Genomic DNA, 21,244 nt, shown 5'->3' with positions numbered 1-21,244 from the left:
CGGAAAGGGGAGATGCCAACGTACGAGGAGGACAGCATGCCTGATTCGAAAGCCATGCGTGCCATTGCCGACCGGGTCGAGATCGAGGCGCTGAGGGCCGAGTTCGCCGACGCGGCGATGCTGGCGGACCACGACCGCGTCGCGTCGCTGTTCACCGACGACGCCGTCTACCGGATTCCCGACGCCGACATCGAGCACATCGGCAGACAAGCCATCCGTGAGGGCGCCGAGCGGCTCGCGGGGAGCTGGGAATACTTCGTGCAGACCACCCATCCCGGTGCGGTCGAGTTCGACGGCGACACCGCGACCGGCAGGGCCTACATCTGCGAACTCGGCAAGGCGCGCGACGGCAGGTCGATGTTGAACTACGCGCTCTTTCACGACCGTTATCGGCGGACCGCGGCGGGGTGGAGGTTCACCGAGCGGGTCTACGAGGTCCGCTACTTCGACACGGCCCCGCTCACCGGGAGGCCGGATGTCGTGTGGGAGGACGAAGTTCCCGTGCCGCCTTTCACCGAGCCCGCTTCGGCGCTCAGCCTTGAGCGGGCGGCCACGGCGCTGAAGGCCAACAACTTCGTTGTCGAGATCCTCGACGATGTGGCCGCCGCCAGGGCAAGGGTCGCCGAATTGATTCCCGACGGCACCGAGGTGCTGACGGCGGCGAGCGAGACTCTTCGGCTTTCCGGCATCGACGACGACCTCAACGCCAGCGGCGAATATCGGGCCGTCAGGCCACGACTGCTGGCAATGGACAGGGCGAGTGAAGGTGACGAGATCCGGCGGCTTGCCGCCTGCCCTGACGTCGTCGTCGGCAGTGTCGCCGCCGTAACCGAAACCGGTTCGCTCGTCGCCGCCTCGGGAAGCGGCAGTCAGCTTCCTTCGTACGCGGGTGGTTCGCGGGCGATCTGGATCGTCGGTGCGCAAAAGATCGTTCCGGACCTGGCTGCCGCGCTGCGCAGAGTCGAGGAACACGCACTGCCACTGGAAGATGCCCGCGCCAGGAAGGTGTACGGCCAGCCGAGCGCTATCAACCGGCTGCTCGTGCTCAACGCGGAACCGTTTCCAGGCCGCGGCACCGTCCTGCTGTTGCGGGAGGCCATCGGCTTCTGACTGACGGTCGCGCCTCAGGCGTCGCCGAGCTTTTCCCGCAGTTCGGTCGCTTTCGGGATGCCGAGTTCGCGATAGTCGTCGAGCGCGTTCCGCCACGCGTCACGGGCCTCGTCTTGCTCGCCCAGCGCCGCGTGCGCGTCACCGATACCGGTGCGGGCGTGCGCTACTTCCTCGCGATGCCCCGCATCGGTGGCGACGGCCAGCGCCTCGTGGTGACGGCGGAGCGCGTCGGCTGGACGTCCAGCCGACGTGAGGGTGGTGGCCATCGCATTGAGTGCCTCCGCCGTCACCTCGGTGTCCCCGACGGCGTGCGCGAGCCCCACCGCCTCCTCGTGCTTGCGCAAAGCCTCGTCGATTCGGCCCTTCTTCCGGTAGACGGTGCCGAGAACCGTGAGACAGTCCGCTTCGAGTGAACGGAAACCCGCTTCTCTCGCCATCGTCAGACCGTGCCGGAGATGGTCGTGCGCCTCACTGTCACGTCCAAGATGGACGCACACCTTCGAGAGCACGGTGATGAGGTTGCACTCGATGTGCTTGTCGTCGTTGTCCTTGCACAGAGCGACAGCCGCATCGAGGTGATGTATGGCTTCGGTAGCCAGCCCCAGGCTCAAGAGGTTTCTGGAATGGTTGATGGTGACCGCGCTGTGCAGATACCAGCTCTCTTCGGGATCGGTCAGCCGCAGGGCGCCTTCGAAGTGATCGCGTGCTTCGGCGAGTTCGCCTCTCTTGCCGTAGACACAACCGAGGAAGCTCAACGCCGCCGCTTCGAGCACGTGATCGCCCAGTCGTCGGAACGCCGCGAGTGCCCACCCGAGGTGGTCGATCGCCTCACGGTCGTTGCCGACGCGGGAGATCGTGGCCCCGAGTACCCGCCGTGCCTTCGCCTGCGTGCGTTCGTCGCCGAGTTCGCCAGCGGCATCGAGCGCACGCGTGTGCAGTGCGACCGCTTCGTCGTAGTACCCGCCGGTGTCGAGATAGCGCCACACCGTCTCGGACATCCGGATCACCGACGCGGGCCCTGCCTGCCTGCTGACTTCCAGCAGGTTGGCTCTCTCCGTGTCGAGCCAACGCCAGGCGTGGCCGTAGGCGGGAAACGGCGGCGATTCTCCCTGCGGTGCCCCCACGTCCGGTCTCCGCGCGTAGTCGTCTCTCGCAACGACGTCCATCGCGGTCGACGCCGTGTGGAAGTAGTAGTCGAGCAACCTGTTCAGCGCGGCCTCCCGTGCCGCGACGCTGTCCGTGGTCTCGGCGAGTTCCGCCGCGTAGGCCCTGAGCAGGTCGTGTGGCCGATAGCGGCCTTCCGTCGTCTGGTCGACGAGGTGCGCTCTGCGCAGTACGTCCAGTGCGCGGCGTGCTTCGCGCAGGCCGACACCGGCCAGCGCGGCCGACGCGTAGTCGTCCGTTTCATGTCCAGGGTGCAATCCGAGCAGCCGGAACATCGTCGCCGCCTGATCGTCGAGCCGCTGGTACGACCACGAGAACACCGCGCGAACGGCGGTGTGCGGGTCGCCGTCCGCATCGAGTAGATCGAGTGGGCCCTGGTGGCCCGCGAAATCGTCGACGAACTCGCCAAGACCACCCGAGGGCCTCGACCTGACCAGCTCGGCGATGATCCGCAACGCGAGCGGCAGCCTGGCGCAGCGGTCGACGAGTGCCATCGCGGCGCCGGGCTCGGCATCCACTCGTTCGCCGAGCAGCTCGCGCAGCAAGTCGAGTGCGTCCCGGCTGGAAAGCCGATCGAGGTCGATGCGGTGGGCTCCCTCGCGGACGACGAGACCGGCCAGGGCGTTGCGACTGGTCACCACGACGAAACAGGACGAGGTCCCCGGCAGTATCGGTCGTACCTGCTCCACCGTGCGCGCGTTGTCCAGCACGATCAGCATCCGGCTTTCGGCCACGAGTGTGCGAAACCGCGCGGCGCGTTCGGCGAGCTCCTGCGGAATCGCCGCGCCGTCGAGACCGAGGGCTCGCAGAAAGCCCGCGAGCGCGTCCTCCGGCGAAACCGGCTGGTCGGGCCCAAACCCGCGCAGGTCCACGTAAAGCTGGCCGTCGGGAAACCGGTCCCGCATCCGGTGCGCCCAGCGCACGGCGAGCGCGGTCTTGCCGACGCCGGCCGTTCCGGCCACGGCGGAGATCACCGCCGCCGACCCACCGGTGAGCAAGCCGTCGAGCTCGGTGAGTTCGGTTTCCCGCCCCACGAATCCGCGCACGTCCATCGGAAGCTGGGCTGGTGAGGAAGCCGCCGACGTTTCCGCGGCTGGTCGTGGCGGCTCACCCGTGAGTACGCGCTGGTGCAGCTCCCGCAGTTCCGGTCCCGGTTCGACGCCGAGTTCGTCCACGAGTGTCTGCCGCGCCCCGCGGTAGGCGGCCAGCGCTTCCGCCTGTCTCCCCGCGTTGTACAGCGCGTTCATGAGCAACGCGTGCAGTCGTTCCCGCAACGGATACCGGCGAACGAGGTCTTCGAGGTCTCCGATGATCGCCGCGTTCAGTCCGCAGGCCAGCTCGGCTTCGTAGAGCCTTTCCAGCGCCACCAGCCTGAGTTCGCCGAGCCGGAGCGCCCAGTCGGCCAGCATCGGGACGTCGACGTCGGTGAACGGTGCGCCATGCCACAGGTCAAGGGCGCCGCGCAGCAACTCGACGGCCCGCTGCGGCGCTTCCCCCACCAGCTCGTTCGCCTCGTCGAAGCCGGCCGCGAACCGTTCCGCGTCCAGCTCACCTCGGCGCACTCGGAGCCGGTATCCCGCCGGGCCGAGCGAAAGGCGATCCGGTTCGAGGATTCCCCGCAGGCGGTGGATGTGCAATTGCAGCTTCTGGCCCGACCTGGGGTCGTGGTCCTCGCCCCACAACGCGTCGATCAGCGTGTCGACGGGCACCGGCTGATTGGCTCGCACCAGCAGTACGCCGAGCAGGACGCGCTGTAACCGCCCGGAGAGTGATTCCGTTTGCCCGTCCCGTTTGACCAGCACAGGGCCCAGAACCTGGAACTCCACCGCACCCGCTCCTCCGTCGGCGTTTCGCCAACAGTCTGGCGTACGCGCCCGAAGGCGGTGTGGTCAGTACTGGTTGGTCTTCGCGTCGAGCGCGAGGCCCGCGTCGAGCACCTTCGCGGGAACTCCCTTGAGGCCCATCTGGTCTTTCGAGATCCGGCCGAGCGAAGGCAGGCTGTTCCTTTCGGGCCAGGTGTCCGGCTGCCACAGCGACGCGCGCAGGAATGCCTTGGCGCAATGCATGTACAGCTCTTCGACGTGAACGACGACCGCGAGGTCGGGACGCTTGTCCTTGACGACGAGGTCGTCGAAGAAGGGCGCGTCCGACACGAGCGTCGCGCTGCCGTTGACGCGCAACGTCTCGTTCATGCCAGGGACGAGGAACAGCAGGCCGACGTGTGGGTTGTGGAGCACGTTGCGGAAGCTGTCGACGCGCCGGTTGCCCGGCCGGTTGGCGAGCGCGAGCGTATTGTCGTCGAGGACGAGGACCGAACCGGGAGGGTCGCCGCGAGGCGAGACGTCGCAGGTGCCGTCTGGGGCAGAGGTCGCCAGCAGCACGAACGGCGAGTGCGCGATGATCGTCCTGGCGTGCTGATCGATCCTGGCGATGTCCTTGTCCCAGATGGGCTGCGGCGGTTCCTTCACGATCTCGCGAAGCTCGGCTTCCGTGGTCACCTGCCGCATTCCAGATAAGGTCCCCATTGGAATAAGGTAACCCTAAGTCGGACGCTGGGTCGAGAGTGTCCGGGTGTGACGGTGCAGGCAATGCGGGTCGGTGCGGCTCAGTGCAGTCCGCGTTTGCCAGTCGCCCAGAACGGCTTGACCTTGATCGCCGTGCGTGGCCACGCACGGTCGCGGACGAGGAAGTCGCGCACCTTGCTGGTCACGAAGGGTTCGAGTGCCGTCACCATCAACGCCGTCGCCAGGAGCTCGGACTGAGCGAACCACCCCTCGGAATTCTGCATCAACTCGACTTCGCGTTCGCCGATGTCGAGCCCGTTTTCGAACGGTGCCTTCGGGAACTCGCTGCCCGGCTCGGCCTGGAGTACACGGAGCCGGAAAACTGATCGCACCGGAAACCGGTGCCCGTGCAGACTGGGCGCATGACTGATCTGGTGGGGACCGACCCGCAATACGACGTGTTCGCCGACGACTTTCTCGATCATGCGGAGAACAGTCTCCACAACGCGCACTACGACCGTCCTTTCTGTCTGGAGTTGCTCGGTGACGTCGAGGGAAAGACCGTGCTCGACGTCGCGTGCGGGCCGGGTCTCTACGCGGAGGAGTTGGTCGCGCGCGGCGCACGTGTCAGTGGTTTCGACCAGAGCCCTCGCATGATCGAGTTGAGTGGGCAGCGGGTGCCTTCTGGCGAGTTCAGGGTGCACGATCTTGCCCGTCCTCTCGACTGGATCGAAGACGGTTCGGTCGACCTCGTGCTGTTCGCGCTTGCGCTGGACTACGTCGACGACAGGGTCGCCGCGCTGCGCGAACTGCGGCGGGTGTTGCGCGCGGACGGAGCGCTCGTGCTGTCGCGGCTGCACCCCACCGGCGACTGGATGCGCAACGGCGGCAGCTACTTCGATGAGCGCGTCATCGACGAGGTGTTCAGCAGGGGCTGGCAGGTGAGGCACTGGTTCGTACCGCTTGAGAAGACGTGCGAGGAGTTGCACGAGGCCGGGTTCCTGATCGAGCGGCTGCGCGAACCACGACCGAGTCCACTTGCGAAAGACGTGAATCCCGAGACCTACCGGCGACTTTGCCGGGAACCTGCTGGTTTCCTTGCCATCAGGGCTGTCCCGGACCCTCGCCGTTGACAAGACGACGCTCGCGTGGGTGACACCCTGACGGGTGGCCATGAGGTGTTTTTGGCGTCACTGGTGGAAGTCCGGGCATGTCAAGGCTCCACGGAGCCCACGGCAAACCCAGAGAGGACGTGGCACCCATGGTGACTCCCATCGAGCCGGCGAAGCTGGTCGACAGCACGGTGGTCGACCGTGAGGGCAGCAAGATCGGCAAGGTCGGCTCCGTCTACCTTTCCGACGAGACCGGCAGCCCGGAGTGGGTAACCGTCAAGACCGGCTTGTTCGGACACAAGGAGAACTTCGTTCCGTTGCAGGGCGCGAGCATGGACAGCGAGGGTCTCCACGTCTCCGTCGACAAGCAACGAGTCACCGACGCGCCGCGAATCGACCCTGACGGACATTTGTCCCAGCAGGAGAACAGCGAGCTCTACAAGTACTACAACTTGCCCGTCCCGCAGCAGCGGATGGCTTCGGGTGGCAGGAGCCCGCAGCGGGACAACCAGGCGATGGCGGCCGGTGCGGCGCCGAACGCCATGCGTAGTAACAGGGAACCGAGCGAGCAGGGCATGCGCAACGCGCGCGACATGCAAGGTTCGCAGAGTACGCAAGGTTCGCAGGCGATGCAGGCGAACCGTGAGCACGCGTTGCGTGACCGCGAGCAGACAGGTACCCGTGCCGGCGCCATGGAAGGAGCCGAAGCCAAGTCCGCAAAGGACACTCAGGGCGAGCGGGGCGCGCGGGACAAGCGACGGGCGGGCGACGATACGATGATCCGCTCGGAAGAGCAGCTCAAGGTGGGGACCGAGCAGGTCGAGACCGGCCACGTCCGCCTGCGCAAGTATGTCGTCACCGAGGAGCAGCAGATCACGGTTCCGGTTTCGCACGAGGAAGTCAGGCTTGAGCGCGAGCCGATCACCGGTGCGGAAAGGGAAACGTCGGCCACCATCGGTGAGGAGACCTACGACGTCACCTTGCATGCTGAGAAGCCGGTGGTGCGCAAGGAAACCGTCGCCGTCGAGCGGGTCAGGCTCGGCACGGAGAAGATCACGGAGGAACAGACCGTGACCGACAGCGTCCGCAAGGAGCGGGTCGAGGTCGAGGACGACACGAAGAAGCCGAAGCACGGACGATCCGAGAGCTGATCGCGGGAACTTCCGGTTCCCCCGTTTACGGAGACCCCTGGGTGGCCGCCCTCCCGGGGGTCTCCTTGTCGGTTGTGGACGGTCCGTTACCTCAATGCTGGCCTGGCGCGTGCGATTCGGCTGCGGCGTGTTCGTGCTGAACGTCCATTTCCAGGCTGTGTGCGACGAGGGCTGGATAGTCGTTGGCGACGCCGCCGAGCAGTGCTTCCAGCGCCCGGTCCACTTCCTCTTCTCCGATGGCGGCGTGGCCGAACAACGCGCGGTAGTGCACGAGTGAGCCGAGCATGTCCAACAGCAACTCGTGATCGATGTCGGCACGAAGGTCGCCGCGCGCGACCGCTTTTCGCAGCATGTTGCCGACGGCGACTCGCGGCGGGTCGAAAAGGGTTGCCATGAAAGCCCTGTGCAATTCGGGGTCGGCCGTGCAGTCGGCGAGCAGCGGGCCGATCACGTCCGGTCTGATCTTGTTGAACGCTTCGACGAAGACCAAGATGCCCTCGTACAGGTCGCACAGGGTGCAGCCGCTGTCCGGCGCTTCCGGTACGTCCAGTCGTAATGCCAGCGCCGCCAGCACGAGTCGCTGTCGGTTGGGCCAGCGCCGGTAGATCGCGGGCTTCGTCGTTCCCGCCTGGCGGGCGATGTGTTCGAGCGTGAGTGCGCCGTAACCCGATTCGTCGAGTTTGCCCAGCGTCGCCTCAAGAATCGCGCGATCGAGGTGCGGATCGCGTGGCCTGCCGCCGTGCGAAGGACCACCGGGTGCGGAGCCTGGGGACATGAAAGACAGCCTACCCGGCAGACCAGTGTTGTGTTACGTTACGACCCGTAACGTTTAACCCTGGTCCGTTCCGTGCGGGCCGGTCCGTTCCGGCGACATCGCGCCGCCGCAACCACCGTGAGCTGAGAGGAAAGGGCGCATGACGACCTCGGACACCCCGGAGGTGGAAAACGAGCGGGCAGGCGTTCGCGAATGGCTCGGACTGGCCACCCTGACACTGCCGCTGCTCTTGCTCGCACTCGACGTGAGCGTCCTGTACCTCGCGGCTCCGCAGCTCAGTGCCGACCTGGATCCCAGCGCGACCCAGCAACTGTGGATTCTCGACATCTACGGCTTCTTCATAGCCGGTTTTCTCGTCACGATGGGCACGCTCGGCGACCGGATCGGCAGGCGGAAACTGCTGCTGATCGGAGGGGGCGCGTTCGCGGCAGCCTCGCTCATGGCTGCCTACGCGCCGACCGCCGAGCTGCTGATCGTCGCGAGGGCCCTGCTCGGCATCGCGGGCGCGACGCTGATGCCCTCGACCCTTGCCCTGCTCAGGAACCTTTTCCGGGATCCGGCACAGCGGTCGTTCGCCATCGCGGTGTGGATGGCGACCTTCATGGCGGGGGCCGCGCTTGGCCCCGTCGTCGGCGGATTCATGCTTGAGCACTTCTGGTGGGGTTCGGTGTTCCTGCTCGGCGTTCCCGTCATGGTGCTGCTGCTCATCTTCGGGCCGCTGCTGCTTCCCGAATACGCGGACCCGAACGCGGGGAAGGTCGACCTGCTGAGCGTCGCGCTGTCGCTGATGGCGATGCTGCCCCTGGTCTACGGGGTCAAGCGCCTGGTAGGCGATGGCTTCGAACTGGTGTCGCTCGCGGCTGTCGGCTTCGGTCTGCTCGCGGGTGTCGTTTTCGTCCGGCGCCAGCGCAGGCTGCCGAACCCTCTGCTCGACCTGAGTCTCTTCGCCAACAAGGCGTTCACGGGTGTCCTGCTCATTCTGCTTGTCGTCGTGATCGCGCAGAACGGCACGTTCTACCTGGTGCCGCAGTTCCTGCAAATGGTCAGTGAGCTGTCGGCGCTCCAGGCGGCGGTGTGGATGATCCCGATGGCCGCTGTTCCCGCCATCGGCGCGGTGATCGTTCCCCGGTTCGCCCGACGAATAGCGCATTCGACGCTGATCATCGCGTCGGCGGTGCTCGCGGCCGTCGGGTTCGGGCTGGTCGCGCTGATTTCCCCGGGCACGGGGCCCGGCTGGCTCGTGGCGGCTGCCATCGTCGCGTTGCTGGGTACCAGCGTGATCGGTGTCCTGGCGACGGACCTCGTCATCGGTTCGGTTCCGCAGCAGCGAACGGGAACCGCGGCCGCGCTCAACGAGACGAGCAGCGAACTCGGTGTCGGGCTCGGGGTTGCCGTGATGGGTAGCGTGGTCGCCGCCGTGTACAGGGCGGGAATGGTCGACACGGCGCCGAGCGCTCTGCCGGACGGCGCGGAGGAGGCGAGTGCCGATTCGCTTGTCGGGGCACTCGGCGCGGCGGTGGATCTACCGCCGCATCTCGCCGAAAGCCTGCTCTCGGCTGGTCGGCAGGCGTTCACGAACGGATTCGGTGTCGCGGCGTCGATCAGCGCCGGGCTTCTGGTCGTGGTCGGGCTGCTGATGCTGAGGGTGCGTCGGCACCTGTCGTCGCCAACTCCCTGACGCGAGCACGCATGTGTGCCGGTGTGCCGGTGTGCCGGGGTGCGGGGGTGCCGGGGTGCCGGGGAGCGGCGTGTCGCGGGTATGCGCGAGTCCCCCGCTCAGGTCGTCGAGATCTGCGTTGGCGGCGGCGAGTTCTGCACTGGGGACGCCGAGGTCTGCGGCCAGGACATCGAGATCCGCGCTCGAAAAGGCGAGATCTGCGCTCGCGCGCGAGTCCCCCGCTCATGCGCGAGTCCTGCGTGGGGGACGGCGAGATCGGCGGCGGAGGTCGGGCCCCGCCCTCGGCTCCCGAATGCAGGTCTCGCGGTCCTGGGTGCGGATCTCGCGCACCTGGGTGCGGGTCTCGCCGTCCTGAGCGGGGGACTCGCGCGCCTGACGCGGGGACTCGCGCGTTCCCCGCGTCAGTAGCCGTACGGGGAACCGGTTTCGGGGGCAGGGCTCGACGGCGGCGTCGCGTCGGCGAAACCGGCTTGCGTCATCGTGTGCCAGGTGAACGACATCGAGCCGAACGAGTCCTTCACGTTGTCGCCCTTCAGGTCACCGGCCGCCGAGTCCTGCGTGAACGTGTACAGCGGGTAGCCCTGGTAGGTCACCTGCGTCGCTCCCGTGTCGGGCCGGGTGACCGTCGCGAGTCCATCCGCGAGCCCCGCGTCACCCGACAACGTCGTACCCGGCTTGATCGTCAACGGCTTCCAGATCGCGAGGCAGCCGTCGACGCAGCCGATCCGGCCAGCTTCCTCCGAGGAGGCGTACAGGGTCATCCCCGCATTGTCGACGAGTACCTGGTCGAGGTCCCCGTGGTCCACGGCCGAAACGGGCGAACCGGTCGCGGGGCCACCGGTTTCCGGTTCCTGCCCACCTCCGCCCCCACATGCGGCCGCCGCGAAGGCCACCGCCATGACACCCGCGCTCGCGGCCAGCACGGTGCGATTCGCGCGACCGGTTTTGCTTCCGATGGTTCGCCCCAGCAGCGTGCTACCCATGATGTGCGCTCCTGTCCGGCTCGCCGTCACCGACGGCGGCGAGGCTCCCCTTTGACACGAGACACGCCGGTCGCCGGTTCACATCCGGTCATTCCGGTTTCCTCGCCCGGTAGGGCAGGTATCTGCGAAACCCGAGCCCTTCGAGTCCGCTCGTCCGTTCGATGAGCGCCGGAACGGGAGCGTCGGGCCCGAGTTGGGTTTCCACGATCGCCTGATGGGTTTGCTCGTCGGGAAATTCGGCGTAGTTGACGAGGCTCGTACCGTCGGTCGAGACGAGGAAGTTGACGCCGATCTCCGAAAACTCCGTAGCCGCGCCAGCCTCATCGACCGTCAGCTTGTCCACAAAGGATTCCGCGATGTCCCGGCTCGCCGTCTCGAACGAGACGACCGCGACGCAGCCGACGCGTTGCGGATCCGTCTTTCCCTGACTGCGGTATCGCGTGTAGCGGGCACCGCCGTCACGCCGGATCCCCGGCACCGATGCGAGAATGCCTTCCACTCGTTCCGGCGGATCGGTGCGCTGGAAAAGGTCGATGGCGTGCTCGCTCGACCATTGCGAGTAGTGCAGCAGGCTCGTCCCTTCGACACCGAGCAGAACGCTGTAGTGCAGCAGCCCCTCCGGCCACGTCACGGAATCCCACGCCGCCATGGCCGCGTCGGCCGCCGCCCGCTGATGCTCTTCTCCCTCGACAGTCCAGGTAGTCATGATCACGACCTCGGCCTCGGGCAGGGTCGCCTTGGGAAGCGGCACGGTGAAATCGGTGCGATGGGCCGACAGCCAGTCGTCGAAATCGCGGGCCGGTTTACCGGTGACCCGCTCGACCGTGTCGAGTACGTCCTGGGGATGCTGGTAGCCCCTGAGCAGGAAGTCCACGGCCTCGTCGGCCCAGCCCTGCTTCCTGAGTTCGTTGATCCATTCTCGCTCCGGCAGTTCCTCCCAGTGTGCCGGGGTGCCGATCCGTTCGCTGATTCTGCGCACCGCCGCCTTCGGCGCGATGAGTTCGGGGCCGGTCAGTTCGAGGCTTCGAGCGGTGTAGCCGTCGCGGAGCAGGGCTGTTACGGCGACGTCGGCGATGTCGCGTTCGTCGATGAGGGTGATCGGCCGGTCGCCGAAGGCGTCCCTCACGGGCCTGCCTTCGCGGATGTCGGCAGCCCATTCGAGCGCGGCCGTCGCGAATCGCCTCGGCCGGAGAAACGTCCAGTCGAGCCCCGAGCGTTCGATCGCGACTTCGATTTCCCTGTGCGCTTCGCCGATCGGTGTCGTCTGTGCCGAAGGCTCGATGTCGCCGTCGACGGCGGCCGACGAGAGGAACACGATGCGCTTGGCGTGTGCGGCGATGAGTTCGACGGCCGAAACGGCGGGTGCGGTGTTGCCGAGATCGGGCCACATGAAGAAGACCGATTCGATACCGGCGAGTTGTGGTTCCAGCTGGCGAGGGTCGGTGTGACTCCCCTCGACAACGTCAGCGGCGGAGGGCAATCGGGACACAACGGGATTTCTGGTCAGTGCGCGAACCGGAACCCCTTCCGCGACAAGGTTTTCGACGACGTTCCTGCCGACGGCCCCTGTCGCGCCGGTGACCAGGACTTTGCCGGGCGCTGAGTTGTGGTTGGTTTTGTTCATACCGCCAACCTAGGAACGCGGGGTTGGTGGCGGCATCTGTCGATTGACTGGCTTAGCTTGAGTTTTAACGTCTGGGTCGTCGGCCCGACCACCCAGACGTCAAAACTCAAGTTAGTGTTCGGCTGCCACGGAATCGGGAGCGAATCCCGAGGCGAGCGCCTGCAAGGCGACGTCGAGGTACTTGGTCAGATCGGAGTCGGCGAGTGCCGACCAGCGATCGTAGGCTGCACGGCAGGTCGCCAGCGTCGCTCTGCCGATGGCCATCGCGAACAGAGACGTGCTCTGCTGCCCGAGCCTGCGCGCCGCGAACTCGCTGACGGCCCGTTCCCACGCGTCGTAGTGCACGGCCGCACTCGCCTGTAGCGCGGGAACCGAACCGATGAGGTTCATCCGGGCGCGCATGTCGGCGACGTCGTCGGCGGCGTAGTGGTTCGCGGCGACGACGACCCGCCTGATCGCGGTCATCATGGGTTCTTCCGGCGGGACATCGGCGAGCGCGGCCTTGATTTCGGCGACCTCGGCGTCGAAGTCGCTCCACAGGACGTTGGCTTTGGAGTTGAAGTAGCGGAAGAACGTCCGTTTGCTGACGCCGGCCTCGTCGGCGATGTCCTCGACGGTGGTCGCCTCGAAGCCACGCTCCGTGAACAGCTTGAGTGCGATGCGTTGCAGCTCTTTACGGCTGGTGCCGGGCGGCCGTCCTCTACGGCGGTTGTCCGTGGACATCACCGCCTCCCTTCGTTGCCGACGCCCGGCTCTTGTTTTGTGTCATGAGGTGACGTTAATCTACGAATGGATTCGGCACCCGGTGTCAAGTGAAGGTCGAAGCGTGGTGTCCTAAGTGGACACTCTGAGGGTGGACCTCCCCGCGCGCTCCGGCCCGAGTTCATCGTGGTGACCTCCTCGGACCTCGGTCCCCCGCCTTGGCCCGACCACGCACTTTACGTCAGCTCGAAACACGGTGTCATCGGGTCGCCAGACAGGTGCGTCGCCCGCGACATCCCTGGTGGAGAAGGGACTGGCTTTCATGGGAAGGGTCTCCGGCAAGGTCGCGTTCATCACCGGTGCGGCGCGAGGGCAGGGGCGTAGTCACGCCATCCGGCTCGCGGAGGAAGGCGCCGACATCATCGCCGTCGATGTGTGTGAGTCCGTACCGAGCGTCAACCGGTTCTACGAGGGCGCGACCGAGGCCGATCTCGCGGAAACGGTTGCCGAGGTGGAAAAGCTGGATCGCCGCATCGTGGCCGCGAAAGCGGATGTGCGTGATTACGCGGCGCTCAAGGCTGCGGTCGACGATGGGGTCGCGCAGCTGGGCAGGCTCGACATCGTGTCGGCCAACGCGGGAATCTTCGTTTTCGGCGACGAATCGCAGAACGTCTCCGAGCAGGATTGGGACGACGTCAACGACATCAACTCCAAGGGCGTGTGGCACACGTGCAAGGCGGCGGTCCCACACCTCATCGAGCAGGGAACCGGCGGTTCGATCGTGCTCACGAGCTCGACGGCGGGTATCAAGGGCACGCCGAACGTCGTGGCTTACACGGCGAGCAAGCACGCCGTCGTCGGCATCATGCGCACCCTCGCGCTGGAACTGGCGCCGCACTCGATCAGGGTCAACACGGTGCATCCCGCCGCGGTCGACACGGACATGATCCAGAACCAGGCGACGTATCGTCTTTTCCTTCCCGACGCTGAAAATCCGACGAGGGACGAAGCCGCCCCCGCGTTCGCTTCGACCAACGCGCTGCCCGTCCCATGGGTCGAGGCGGTGGACATCAGCAACGCCGTGTTGTTCCTGGCCTCGGACGAAGCCCGCTATGTGACGGGAACCGAGCTGAAGGTCGACGCCGGTTACACGACGAAGTGAGGAGGGCCGGATGAGCTGGGTTCCGGCCGCTGGCAACGGAAAAGCGGATCACCTCAGCGAGGTCAGAGCGAAGGTGGGCCGCCGTGTGGTCGGCAGGGAGGTCGAGCTCGATCTCGTGCTGGCCGCCGTTGCGGCAGGCCGCGACCTGGTGCTCGAAGGCCCGCCTGGAACCAGCAAGAGCACCCTGCTCAGAGCGATCACGGCGGAATGGGGCATTCCCCTCGTCTTCGTGGAGGGGAACGCGGACCTGACCCCGGCCAAGCTGGTCGGTCACCACAATCCGGCGCGAGTGCTCCGCGAGGACTACAACGCGGAGAATTTCGTGGACGGGCCTCTCGTCGAGGCCATGCGTGGCGGCGCCTTCCTTTACGTCGAGGAGTTCAACAGGGCACCCGAGGACACCCTCAACACGCTACTGACGGCCATGGCGGAGCGGCGGATCGCGATCCCGCGTGCCGGTGAGGTCGCCGCGGCGCCGACCTTCCGGGTCGTCGCCTCCATGAATCCCTTCGACAACGTCGGCACCACGCGGTTGTCCACGAGCGTGCACGACCGGCTGTGCAGACTGGCTGTCGGTTACCAGGACGAGCAGGCCGAGCGCGGCATCGTCCGGTTGCGCGCTCCGCTGCCGGACGTGCCGGAAGCGTTCTATGAACGGCTGGTGTCCGACGCGGTCGCGTTGACGAGGGCGACCAGGGAACACGAGGACATCCGGCAGGGAAGCAGTGTGCGTGGCGCCATCGACCTGACGCTCGTCGCGGGCCAGCTCAGGCAACTCGCCACGACACCGCGGCACACCGACTACCCGGAGACCGTCTTCAGGGCCATGGTCGTCGCGCTGTCCGGCAGGATCTTCCTCGACGAGACCGTCGAAGCCACTCCGGAAGGCGTACTGAGGAGCATCTGGGAAGACCACTTCGTGCTCGCACCCGCCGCCGCTGCTCCTGGTTGAAGAGCCGTCGAGGCCGACTCACCGCTGCGAAGGAGGCGGCCGTTGCGGCGTAAGCCGAAGGTCCTCACCGAGGAGCCGACGTTGTGGGCTGCTTCCGGTGCCGGTGCGGGTGGGTTCGTCGCGGTGAGCGGTGGTCGCGGGGGCGGTGCAGGCGCCAAGCGCGAGGGAAGCTGGGCAGCGGCGTTCACGGAGGAGGCCGGTGAGTCACGTGCGGCTCCCGGCGAGTCGGCTCCCGATCCGGAGGTAGTGAAGCGGGCGAGGCAGATCGCGGCGAGGCTCGCGGTCGCAAGGCCCCGGCGCGACCTTTCCTCGCGGCGTGGAATCGGAGAACTGGCGAGCCTGCGTTACCGGGGAGGTTCCGACGACATCGACCTTGACGCCACGCTGGAGAAGCTGGTCGAGCACCCTTTTCCCGACGATGACGACATCATCGTGCGCGAGCGGGTCCGGACCCGGCGTTCGGTCGTGCTGCTCGTCGACGTCTCAGGGTCGATGCGTGGTGAGCGGGTTCGTACGGCGGCGGCCACGGTCGGCGCGCTCGCGGCCGAACTGGCTCGGGACGCGCTTGCCGTGATCGCGTTCTGGTCGGACGCCGCGACATTGTCGCGGCTCGGGCACCCCGTGCGCCCACAGCGGTTGCTCGACACGATGCTGCGGATCCCGGCACGCGGCCTGACGAACATCGAGTTTCCGCTCGAACTCGCGGGAAGGGAACTGGCGAGAGTCCCCGCGCGGGACGCCAGAGTGCTGCTGCTTTCGGACTGTGTGCACAACGCGGGTCCCGACCCCCGCCCGTTGGCGGCGAGACTGGCGAGGCTCGACGTGCTGCTCGACACTTCGGGCGAGCACGACACCGAACTGGCTCGGGACCTCGCGAGGCTCGGCAGCGGCAGGGTGCGTGCCGTCGCCGATCACCGAGCCGTCGCTCCCGCCCTTTCGGCGTTGTTCGCGACGTGAGTGGTGGTGCCGGTCGTTCAGGACACGTAGCGCTTGAGCTCCTGGTGCCTGGCCGATTCGCGAAGCTTGGCCAGCGTGCGCTTCTCGATCTGCCGGATGCGTTCCCTTGAGACACCGAAGTGCTTGCTGATCTCGTCGAGGGTGCGCTGCCTTCCGTCGTCGAGCCCGCAGCGCAGCTTGATCACGGCCTGCTCCCGTTCGTTCAACGTCGAGAGAACGCTTTCGATGTCGCGCCGCAGCAGCCGGTACGACACGTTGTCCTCGGTGCCGACCGACGGTCCGGAATAGGCGATGTAGTTGCCGAGCGGGTTGGTCTCGTCGTTGCCCATGGCCTGGTCGAGACTCAGCGGAGCCTGGTCGTAGCCAAGGAGTTCGACTACCTGGAACACCGAGACGTCGAGTTCCTTCGCCAGTTCCTCGTGCACCGGCTCCCTGCCGTGCTTGACCACGAAGTCGCGGCGTGCCCTGCTGAGTCTGCTGATCTGGTTGGAGACGTGCGAAGGCACCCTGATGGTGCGAGCTTGATCGGTCAACGCTCGCGAGATGGCCTGCCTGATCCACCAGGTCGCGTATGTCGAGAACTTGAAGCCGGGCGTGTAGTCGTACTTCTCGATCGCGTGGATGAGGCCGAGGTTGCCTTCCTGGATCAGGTCGAGGAAGGCGAGACCGCGCCCGATGTGCCGCTTCGCGATGCTGACGACGAGCCGAAGGTTGGCTTCCAGCAAGCGATCCTTCGCCGCCTCGCCCTCGCTCGCGATGATCTTGAGGTCCGCGCGCCGCTGGGTGGTGCCTTCGGCATCCCTTGCCAGCAGAACCGAGGCGTAGAGCCCGGCCTCGATGCGCTTGGCGAGCATGACCTCCTCTTCGGCTGTCAGCAGCTTGGTCCTGCCGATGGTCTTGAGGTAGGCGCGCACGGGGTCAGTTGAATGCCCCTGTTCAGCACGGCTGTCGGCACCGCTCGCGTTCTCATCGGCTTCGGTGTCGATCAGGGCTAAGGTCACGGTTCTCCCCACTTCCGGACACAAGGCACCGCGTATTACCGCTCATCATGACCAGTGCCGCTGACAGCGTGGCAACGTGCGGTTCTTCGCCCAGCGGAGGGGAAACAGCTGGTCCGGGTGTGTCCGGAAGGGGTGGGTTTCCGTAGTGTGCGGGTTCGCTACGGGTTGGGCCCGAAATGCTGCGATTTTCCGTTCGTCCACGTTGGATTGACCTGCTGGCAACGTCCTGGCACCGGCCTCGACCTCGGAAAACGCGATGATCATGGTGCTGACCGGTGGGAACGGTTATGAGCATGCCCGGTAACTGCGGGAAAGGTACGGACCGGATGACAGTCTTTCCGTAGTGGCCTGCCTCACTGGTGCTTTCCATCGGGAGCGACGGCAGGCAAGTCCGATGTGGACCACGAGTTTACTGGCCGGTAACGCGATTCGGGTGGGGGCCCCGAAGGGCACCCCACCCGAAAGCGGTGTCACTGATTGCCGGAGTCGGCTGGAACCGTCAGGCGGTCCACACGATGGGATCGTCGCTGTAGTCGTCGTCGCTGTACTCGACACCGACGGCGGGGTTGTCCGGAGTGCCGCCCTGGAGCCTGCACGTCTCGTACGTCGCGCCGGGGGCCGTGAAGTCCTTCGGTGCGCTGTCGCTCTCGCAGGTGCCGAGGTCGCCACTCACGATGACGCCCGTTCCCGTTCCGTCGGCGCCGAGCGCCCTGAGCCGGGGGGCCGAGCTGTAGCTGAAGTCGCCGCCCTCGACGTTTTCGATCGTGTACCGGATGTAGACCGGGTCGATGCCCTGGGCCTTGTCACCGAACTTCGATTCGAACTCGGCCTTGTCGCCGGGCTCGATGGCCGTCACCGTGATCGCGATCTTGCCCGTGGCGTCCGAGGATTCGAAGGGAACCACCGCGCGGTCCCCGACCTTCAGCGCGGTACCGGGCGGGGTGACCTCCGCGCTGCCTGGCTCCGCTGGAGCCGGCGCCTCGCTGGAGTCGTCGGCGGCGACCTCGTCGCTCGGCGCGGCCGCGCTCGCCGATGTCTCCGGTGCGGCGGAGGCGTCGCCCTCCTCGCCGCCGCCACACGCCGACAGCGTGATTGCGGCGGCGCTCATGAGGCCCAGCACTGCGATTCGTGTCCGCTTAATTGTCGTCAACCTTCCTGGAACTGTATGCGGGCGTGACTCGCCGCGCCTACGACTGCGATAGGTGGTTGCCTGGAGACTGTCGGAAGACGATGCGCGAAATACGACGGATGACAGCCGAGAAGGTGCAGGTCACGACGTCGCGTCCGGGTTCGGTACGGGCAGGCCGTGAAGTACGGGGAAGGTTCCGGTCGTGGCCGGAGAAAGTTGAGAAGCATGAAAACCGGTGAGGGGGGTTCCGGTTTTCATGCTTGTGACCCAGTGAAGCACCCCGGGTCAACCCGGGTTCAGTCCGTTCTTGAGAAGAGTGCCGCGGTGCTGCCTTACTGATCGCGGGGAAAGCTCTGCTTTTTCGCGCGCACCGTCGCCTCGATGCTCGCGTTGAGAAAGCGTTCGATGACGCGCCGTTCGGAGGCGCCGAACGCTTCCCACGCCCGCTGGTACTCCATGGCGAGCGGAATGTGGAGCTGCCTTCCGAAGGCCAGTGCTTCCTCGCGCACGTGCAGCTCGATTCGCCTGCGGTCCCTTCCGCTGCGGTCCCTCGTGATGTGGCCTGCCGTTTCGAGGCGATCGAGCAGCGAGCTCGTCGCCGAGGCACTCAGGTGAAGCGCGTTCGCCAGTTCGGTGGGACTCAGCGCCCGCCCGTCCTTGGCGGCGTCCATGATCACGGCGACGGCGTTGAGGTCGGTGCGGTGCATCCCGTGTGCTTCACCAAGCGCCTCGATGTATCTCTCGTTTTCGACGGCGACCTGCCGCAACCTTCGAACGAGTAGTTCGTCGCTCGGTGTCTCGTCCACCTGTTCCCCCTACCCGTCGGGCGCCGTCGGAAGACCTAGCTTAGTATTTCGATCACCGAATGTTTCGACGATCGAAGTAAGGCGAGGCCCGTGCGCACGGTTCGTTGGCTGATTCCCGCACTGCTCATGATCGGCTGGCTGGTCATCGGCGGCTTCGGCGGTCCCTACTCCGGCAAGCTGAGCGGCGTCTCGGAGAACGACGAGTCCTCCTTCCTCCCAGCGTCGGCCGAAGCCACCGAAGTCCAGGAGCTGGCCAAACGCTTCACCGGTAGCGAGGCGATCCCCGCCATAGTCATCGCCGAACGGCAAGGTGGCACCAACGAGGCCGACCAGCGGTTCCTGACCGAGCGCAGGGGTGAGATCGCGGGCATGGCCGGTGTCGCGAGCGAGCCGTCGCCGGTGCTGCCCTCTGAGGACAGGGCCGCGTTGCAGCTCGTCGTTCCGCTCGACGGCGCCGAACCGAAGGAAACCGTCGAGGCGATGCGCGAAGCGCTCGCCACCGGCGTGCCAGGCGGACTCTCCGTGTACGTCACGGGCCCGGCGGGTCAGGTCGCCGATCTCAGCGAGGCGTTCGGCGGGATCGACGGACTGCTGCTCCTCGTCGCGGGTGCCGTCGTCGCGTTGATCCTCGTGGTCGTCTACCGCAGCCCGCTGCTGCCGCTCGCCGTGCTGCTCTCCGCCGTGTCGGCGCTCGGCCTCGCGAGTCTCGTCGTCTACCTGCTCGCCGACGCGGGCGCGCTCGCGCTGAACGGACAGAGCCAGGGCATCCTGTTCATCCTCGTCTTCGGCGCGGCGACGGACTACGCGCTGCTGCTGGTGTCCCGGTTCAGGGAGGAACTGAGGGAGACCGAGGACAAGTACGTCGCCATCCGGAAAGCATGGCGAGGCACGATCGAACCCATCCTCGCTTCCGCTGGCACCGTCATTCTCGGGTTGCTCTGCCTGCTGTTCAGCGACCTCAACTCGAACAAGGGGCTCGGTCCGGTCGCCGCGATCGGCATCGGCGCGGCGCTACTCGCCTCGACCACCTTCCTTCCCGCGATGCTCGCGGTGCTCGGCAGGGGCGCCTTCTGGCCGTTCCGGCCGATGGCAGGCTCGCCGCATCCCGAGTCGAGCGGCATCTGGGGACGGATCTCCCGGCTCGTCGGCCGCGCTCCGAGGGCTGTCTGGATGGTCACCGCGCTCGTGTTGCTGGTGGGTGCGGCGTTCCTGCCACAGCTCAAAGCCGACGGCACCTCCCAGTCGGATGTGTTCCTCACCCAGGTCGACTCCGTCACCGGTGGTGAGGTGCTGGCAAGGCACTTCCCGGGTGGCTCAGGATCGCCGGCGCTCGTCGTCGCCAACGCCGACACGGCTGACGCCGTCGCGGAAGCAGCACGGGTACCTGGGGTTTCCTCGGTGAACGAAGCGGGAACGGCGGAAGGGCTCGTGCTCATCGAGGCCGTTCTCGACGCGCCTGCGGATTCCGAGCAAGCCGTGTCGACGGTGCGCGACATTCGCGAGGCGGTGCACGAGGTTCCCGACGCGGAGGCGCTGGTCGGTGGAAGAACCGCTGTCCTGCTCGACACCCAGGAAACGTCCAAACGCGACCGGGCGGTGATCATCCCGATCGTGCTCGTCGTGGTGTTCGCGGTGCTTGCCCTGCTGCTGCGTTCGCTGCTCGCTCCGTTGTTGCTCGTCGCCACGGTCGTGCTGTCGTTCGCGGCGACCATGGGTGTCTCGGCGCTGGTCTTCAATCACCTGCTCGGTTTCCCAGGAGCCGATCCGGTCGTACCGCTGTTCGGGTTCGTCTTCCTCGTCGCGCTCGGGATCGACTACAACATCTTCCTGATGACCAGGGTCAGAGAGGAGGCGAAGACGCTCGGGACGAGGGAAGGCACACTGCGGGGCCTGAGTATCACCGGTGGCGTCATCACCTCGGCTGGCGTCGTGCTCGCGGCCACCTTCTCCGCCCTGGCCGTTCTGCCGATCTTGTTCCTCGCCCAGTTGGCTTTCATCGTGGCGTTCGGGGTTCTGCTCGACACGCTCATCGTGCGATCGCTGCTGGTGCCCGCGCTGACCGTGGACATAGGCAAACGGGTCTGGTGGCCTTCACGGCTTTCCCGGTGACGTTTGCGTATGCCGCATGCGGGAATGCCTACGTTCGCATAGCCGTGCGGATCTGGAGGTGACGACGCAATGGCAACCTGCGAGGTGTGCGGGAACGACTACGACATGTCTTTCGAGGTGCACACCAAAGGTGGAGGCAAGCACACGTTCGACTCCTTCGAATGCGCCATCCACCGCCTTGCCCCCGTGTGTGAGCACTGTGGGTGCAGGGTGATCGGACACGGTATCGCCGTCGGAGGCCAGTTCTTCTGCTGCGCGCACTGTGCGCGAGTGGCGACGGAGGCGGGCGCGCAAGCCAAGGACGCCGTACCCGCTTCCTAGCCAA

General features: G+C 66.5%; 19 protein-coding genes. 9 read left to right on the top strand and 10 right to left on the bottom strand.

Annotated elements, in window-relative coordinates; translation table 11 throughout:
• Positions 1–36: 36 nt before the first annotated feature.
• A complete protein-coding gene (locus BAY61_RS30360) occupies positions 37–1,110 on the top strand; it encodes a nuclear transport factor 2 family protein (RefSeq protein WP_091805635.1) in 1,074 nt (357 codons plus the stop codon).
• 14 nt (positions 1,111–1,124) lie between these two features.
• Here the strand turns inward: BAY61_RS30360 and BAY61_RS30355 are convergent, their stop codons facing one another.
• The 3 genes from BAY61_RS30355 to BAY61_RS33405 all read right to left on the bottom strand — a co-directional run bounded on the left by BAY61_RS30355 (position 1,125) and on the right by BAY61_RS33405 (position 5,170).
• Positions 1,125–4,100, bottom strand: a complete 2,976-nt coding sequence (locus BAY61_RS30355) for an AfsR/SARP family transcriptional regulator (protein ID WP_091805632.1) — start codon at positions 4,098–4,100, stop codon at positions 1,125–1,127.
• 63 nt (positions 4,101–4,163) lie between these two features.
• Positions 4,164–4,781 (bottom strand): pyridoxamine 5'-phosphate oxidase family protein, encoded by a 618-nt coding sequence (locus tag BAY61_RS30350; RefSeq protein WP_425439986.1) that lies wholly within the window; start codon positions 4,779–4,781, stop codon positions 4,164–4,166.
• 98 nt (positions 4,782–4,879) lie between these two features.
• A complete protein-coding gene (locus tag BAY61_RS33405) occupies positions 4,880–5,170 on the bottom strand; it encodes a hypothetical protein (protein ID WP_091805626.1) in 291 nt (96 codons plus the stop codon).
• Positions 5,171–5,200: 30 nt separating this feature from the next.
• On the opposite strand from BAY61_RS33405, the gene BAY61_RS30340 reads away from it, so the two are divergent.
• Entirely contained in the window at positions 5,201–5,911 is a 711-nt protein-coding gene (locus BAY61_RS30340; protein ID WP_091805623.1) for a class I SAM-dependent methyltransferase, read from the top strand.
• A 77-nt stretch (positions 5,912–5,988) separates the two neighbouring features.
• Positions 5,989–7,041: a DUF2382 domain-containing protein gene (locus BAY61_RS30335; RefSeq protein WP_420848808.1), complete on the top strand. Its 1,053-nt coding sequence runs from the start codon at positions 5,989–5,991 to the stop codon at positions 7,039–7,041.
• A gap of 91 nt (positions 7,042–7,132) precedes the next feature.
• Here BAY61_RS30335 and BAY61_RS30330 read toward each other — a convergent pair whose 3' ends face one another.
• The gene (locus tag BAY61_RS30330) at positions 7,133–7,816 is read right to left on the bottom strand and encodes a TetR/AcrR family transcriptional regulator (protein WP_091805617.1); all 684 of its coding nucleotides are present in this window, start codon (positions 7,814–7,816) and stop codon (positions 7,133–7,135) included.
• 139 nt (positions 7,817–7,955) lie between these two features.
• On the opposite strand from BAY61_RS30330, the gene BAY61_RS30325 reads away from it, so the two are divergent.
• On the top strand, positions 7,956–9,494 hold the full coding sequence (locus BAY61_RS30325; protein WP_091805614.1) for an MFS transporter: 1,539 nt from the start codon (positions 7,956–7,958) through the stop codon (positions 9,492–9,494).
• A gap of 401 nt (positions 9,495–9,895) precedes the next feature.
• Here the strand turns inward: BAY61_RS30325 and BAY61_RS30320 are convergent, their stop codons facing one another.
• From BAY61_RS30320 to mftR, 3 genes are all read right to left on the bottom strand, one after another.
• Positions 9,896–10,477 carry a COG4315 family predicted lipoprotein gene (locus tag BAY61_RS30320; RefSeq protein ID WP_091805611.1) on the bottom strand — a complete coding sequence of 194 codons (582 nt, stop codon included), beginning with the start codon at positions 10,475–10,477 and terminating at the stop codon, positions 9,896–9,898.
• A gap of 88 nt (positions 10,478–10,565) precedes the next feature.
• The gene (locus BAY61_RS30315) at positions 10,566–12,101 is read right to left on the bottom strand and encodes an SDR family oxidoreductase (protein ID WP_091805608.1); all 1,536 of its coding nucleotides are present in this window, start codon (positions 12,099–12,101) and stop codon (positions 10,566–10,568) included.
• Between the two features lie 111 nt (positions 12,102–12,212).
• Positions 12,213–12,824 carry a mycofactocin system transcriptional regulator gene (gene mftR, locus BAY61_RS30310; protein ID WP_091805605.1) on the bottom strand — a complete coding sequence of 204 codons (612 nt, stop codon included), beginning with the start codon at positions 12,822–12,824 and terminating at the stop codon, positions 12,213–12,215.
• Positions 12,825–13,125: 301 nt separating this feature from the next.
• On the opposite strand from mftR, the gene BAY61_RS30305 reads away from it, so the two are divergent.
• The 3 genes from BAY61_RS30305 to BAY61_RS30295 are packed head-to-tail and all read left to right on the top strand — an operon-like array spanning position 13,126 to position 15,874.
• Positions 13,126–13,965, top strand: a complete 840-nt coding sequence (locus BAY61_RS30305; RefSeq protein ID WP_091805602.1) for a mycofactocin-coupled SDR family oxidoreductase — start codon at positions 13,126–13,128, stop codon at positions 13,963–13,965.
• Between the two features lie 10 nt (positions 13,966–13,975).
• Complete coding sequence (locus tag BAY61_RS30300; RefSeq protein ID WP_091805599.1) at positions 13,976–14,917, top strand: AAA family ATPase; 942 nt, start codon at positions 13,976–13,978, stop codon at positions 14,915–14,917.
• 42 nt (positions 14,918–14,959) lie between these two features.
• Positions 14,960–15,874: a vWA domain-containing protein gene (locus tag BAY61_RS30295; protein WP_091805596.1), complete on the top strand. Its 915-nt coding sequence runs from the start codon at positions 14,960–14,962 to the stop codon at positions 15,872–15,874.
• A gap of 17 nt (positions 15,875–15,891) precedes the next feature.
• Here BAY61_RS30295 and BAY61_RS30290 read toward each other — a convergent pair whose 3' ends face one another.
• The 3 genes from BAY61_RS30290 to BAY61_RS30280 all read right to left on the bottom strand — a co-directional run bounded on the left by BAY61_RS30290 (position 15,892) and on the right by BAY61_RS30280 (position 18,810).
• Entirely contained in the window at positions 15,892–16,875 is a 984-nt protein-coding gene (locus BAY61_RS30290) for a sigma-70 family RNA polymerase sigma factor (protein WP_091805593.1), read from the bottom strand.
• A 499-nt stretch (positions 16,876–17,374) separates the two neighbouring features.
• A complete protein-coding gene (locus BAY61_RS30285; protein WP_245865575.1) occupies positions 17,375–17,983 on the bottom strand; it encodes a hypothetical protein in 609 nt (202 codons plus the stop codon).
• A gap of 353 nt (positions 17,984–18,336) precedes the next feature.
• Positions 18,337–18,810: a MarR family winged helix-turn-helix transcriptional regulator gene (locus BAY61_RS30280; RefSeq protein WP_245865574.1), complete on the bottom strand. Its 474-nt coding sequence runs from the start codon at positions 18,808–18,810 to the stop codon at positions 18,337–18,339.
• A gap of 90 nt (positions 18,811–18,900) precedes the next feature.
• Here BAY61_RS30280 and BAY61_RS30275 point away from each other — a divergent pair, with 90 nt between their 5' ends.
• Entirely contained in the window at positions 18,901–20,919 is a 2,019-nt protein-coding gene (locus BAY61_RS30275; protein ID WP_091805590.1) for an MMPL family transporter, read from the top strand.
• Between the two features lie 69 nt (positions 20,920–20,988).
• Positions 20,989–21,240: a Prokaryotic metallothionein gene (locus BAY61_RS30270; protein ID WP_091805587.1), complete on the top strand. Its 252-nt coding sequence runs from the start codon at positions 20,989–20,991 to the stop codon at positions 21,238–21,240.
• Positions 21,241–21,244: the final 4 nt, after the last annotated feature.

The sequence above is a fragment of the Prauserella marina genome, from assembly GCF_002240355.1.
GTDB lineage: Bacteria > Actinomycetota > Actinomycetes > Mycobacteriales > Pseudonocardiaceae > Prauserella_A > Prauserella_A marina.
The sequence above is the reverse complement of the archived record's forward strand: the minus strand, read 5'-3'. Positions and strand labels throughout refer to the sequence as shown.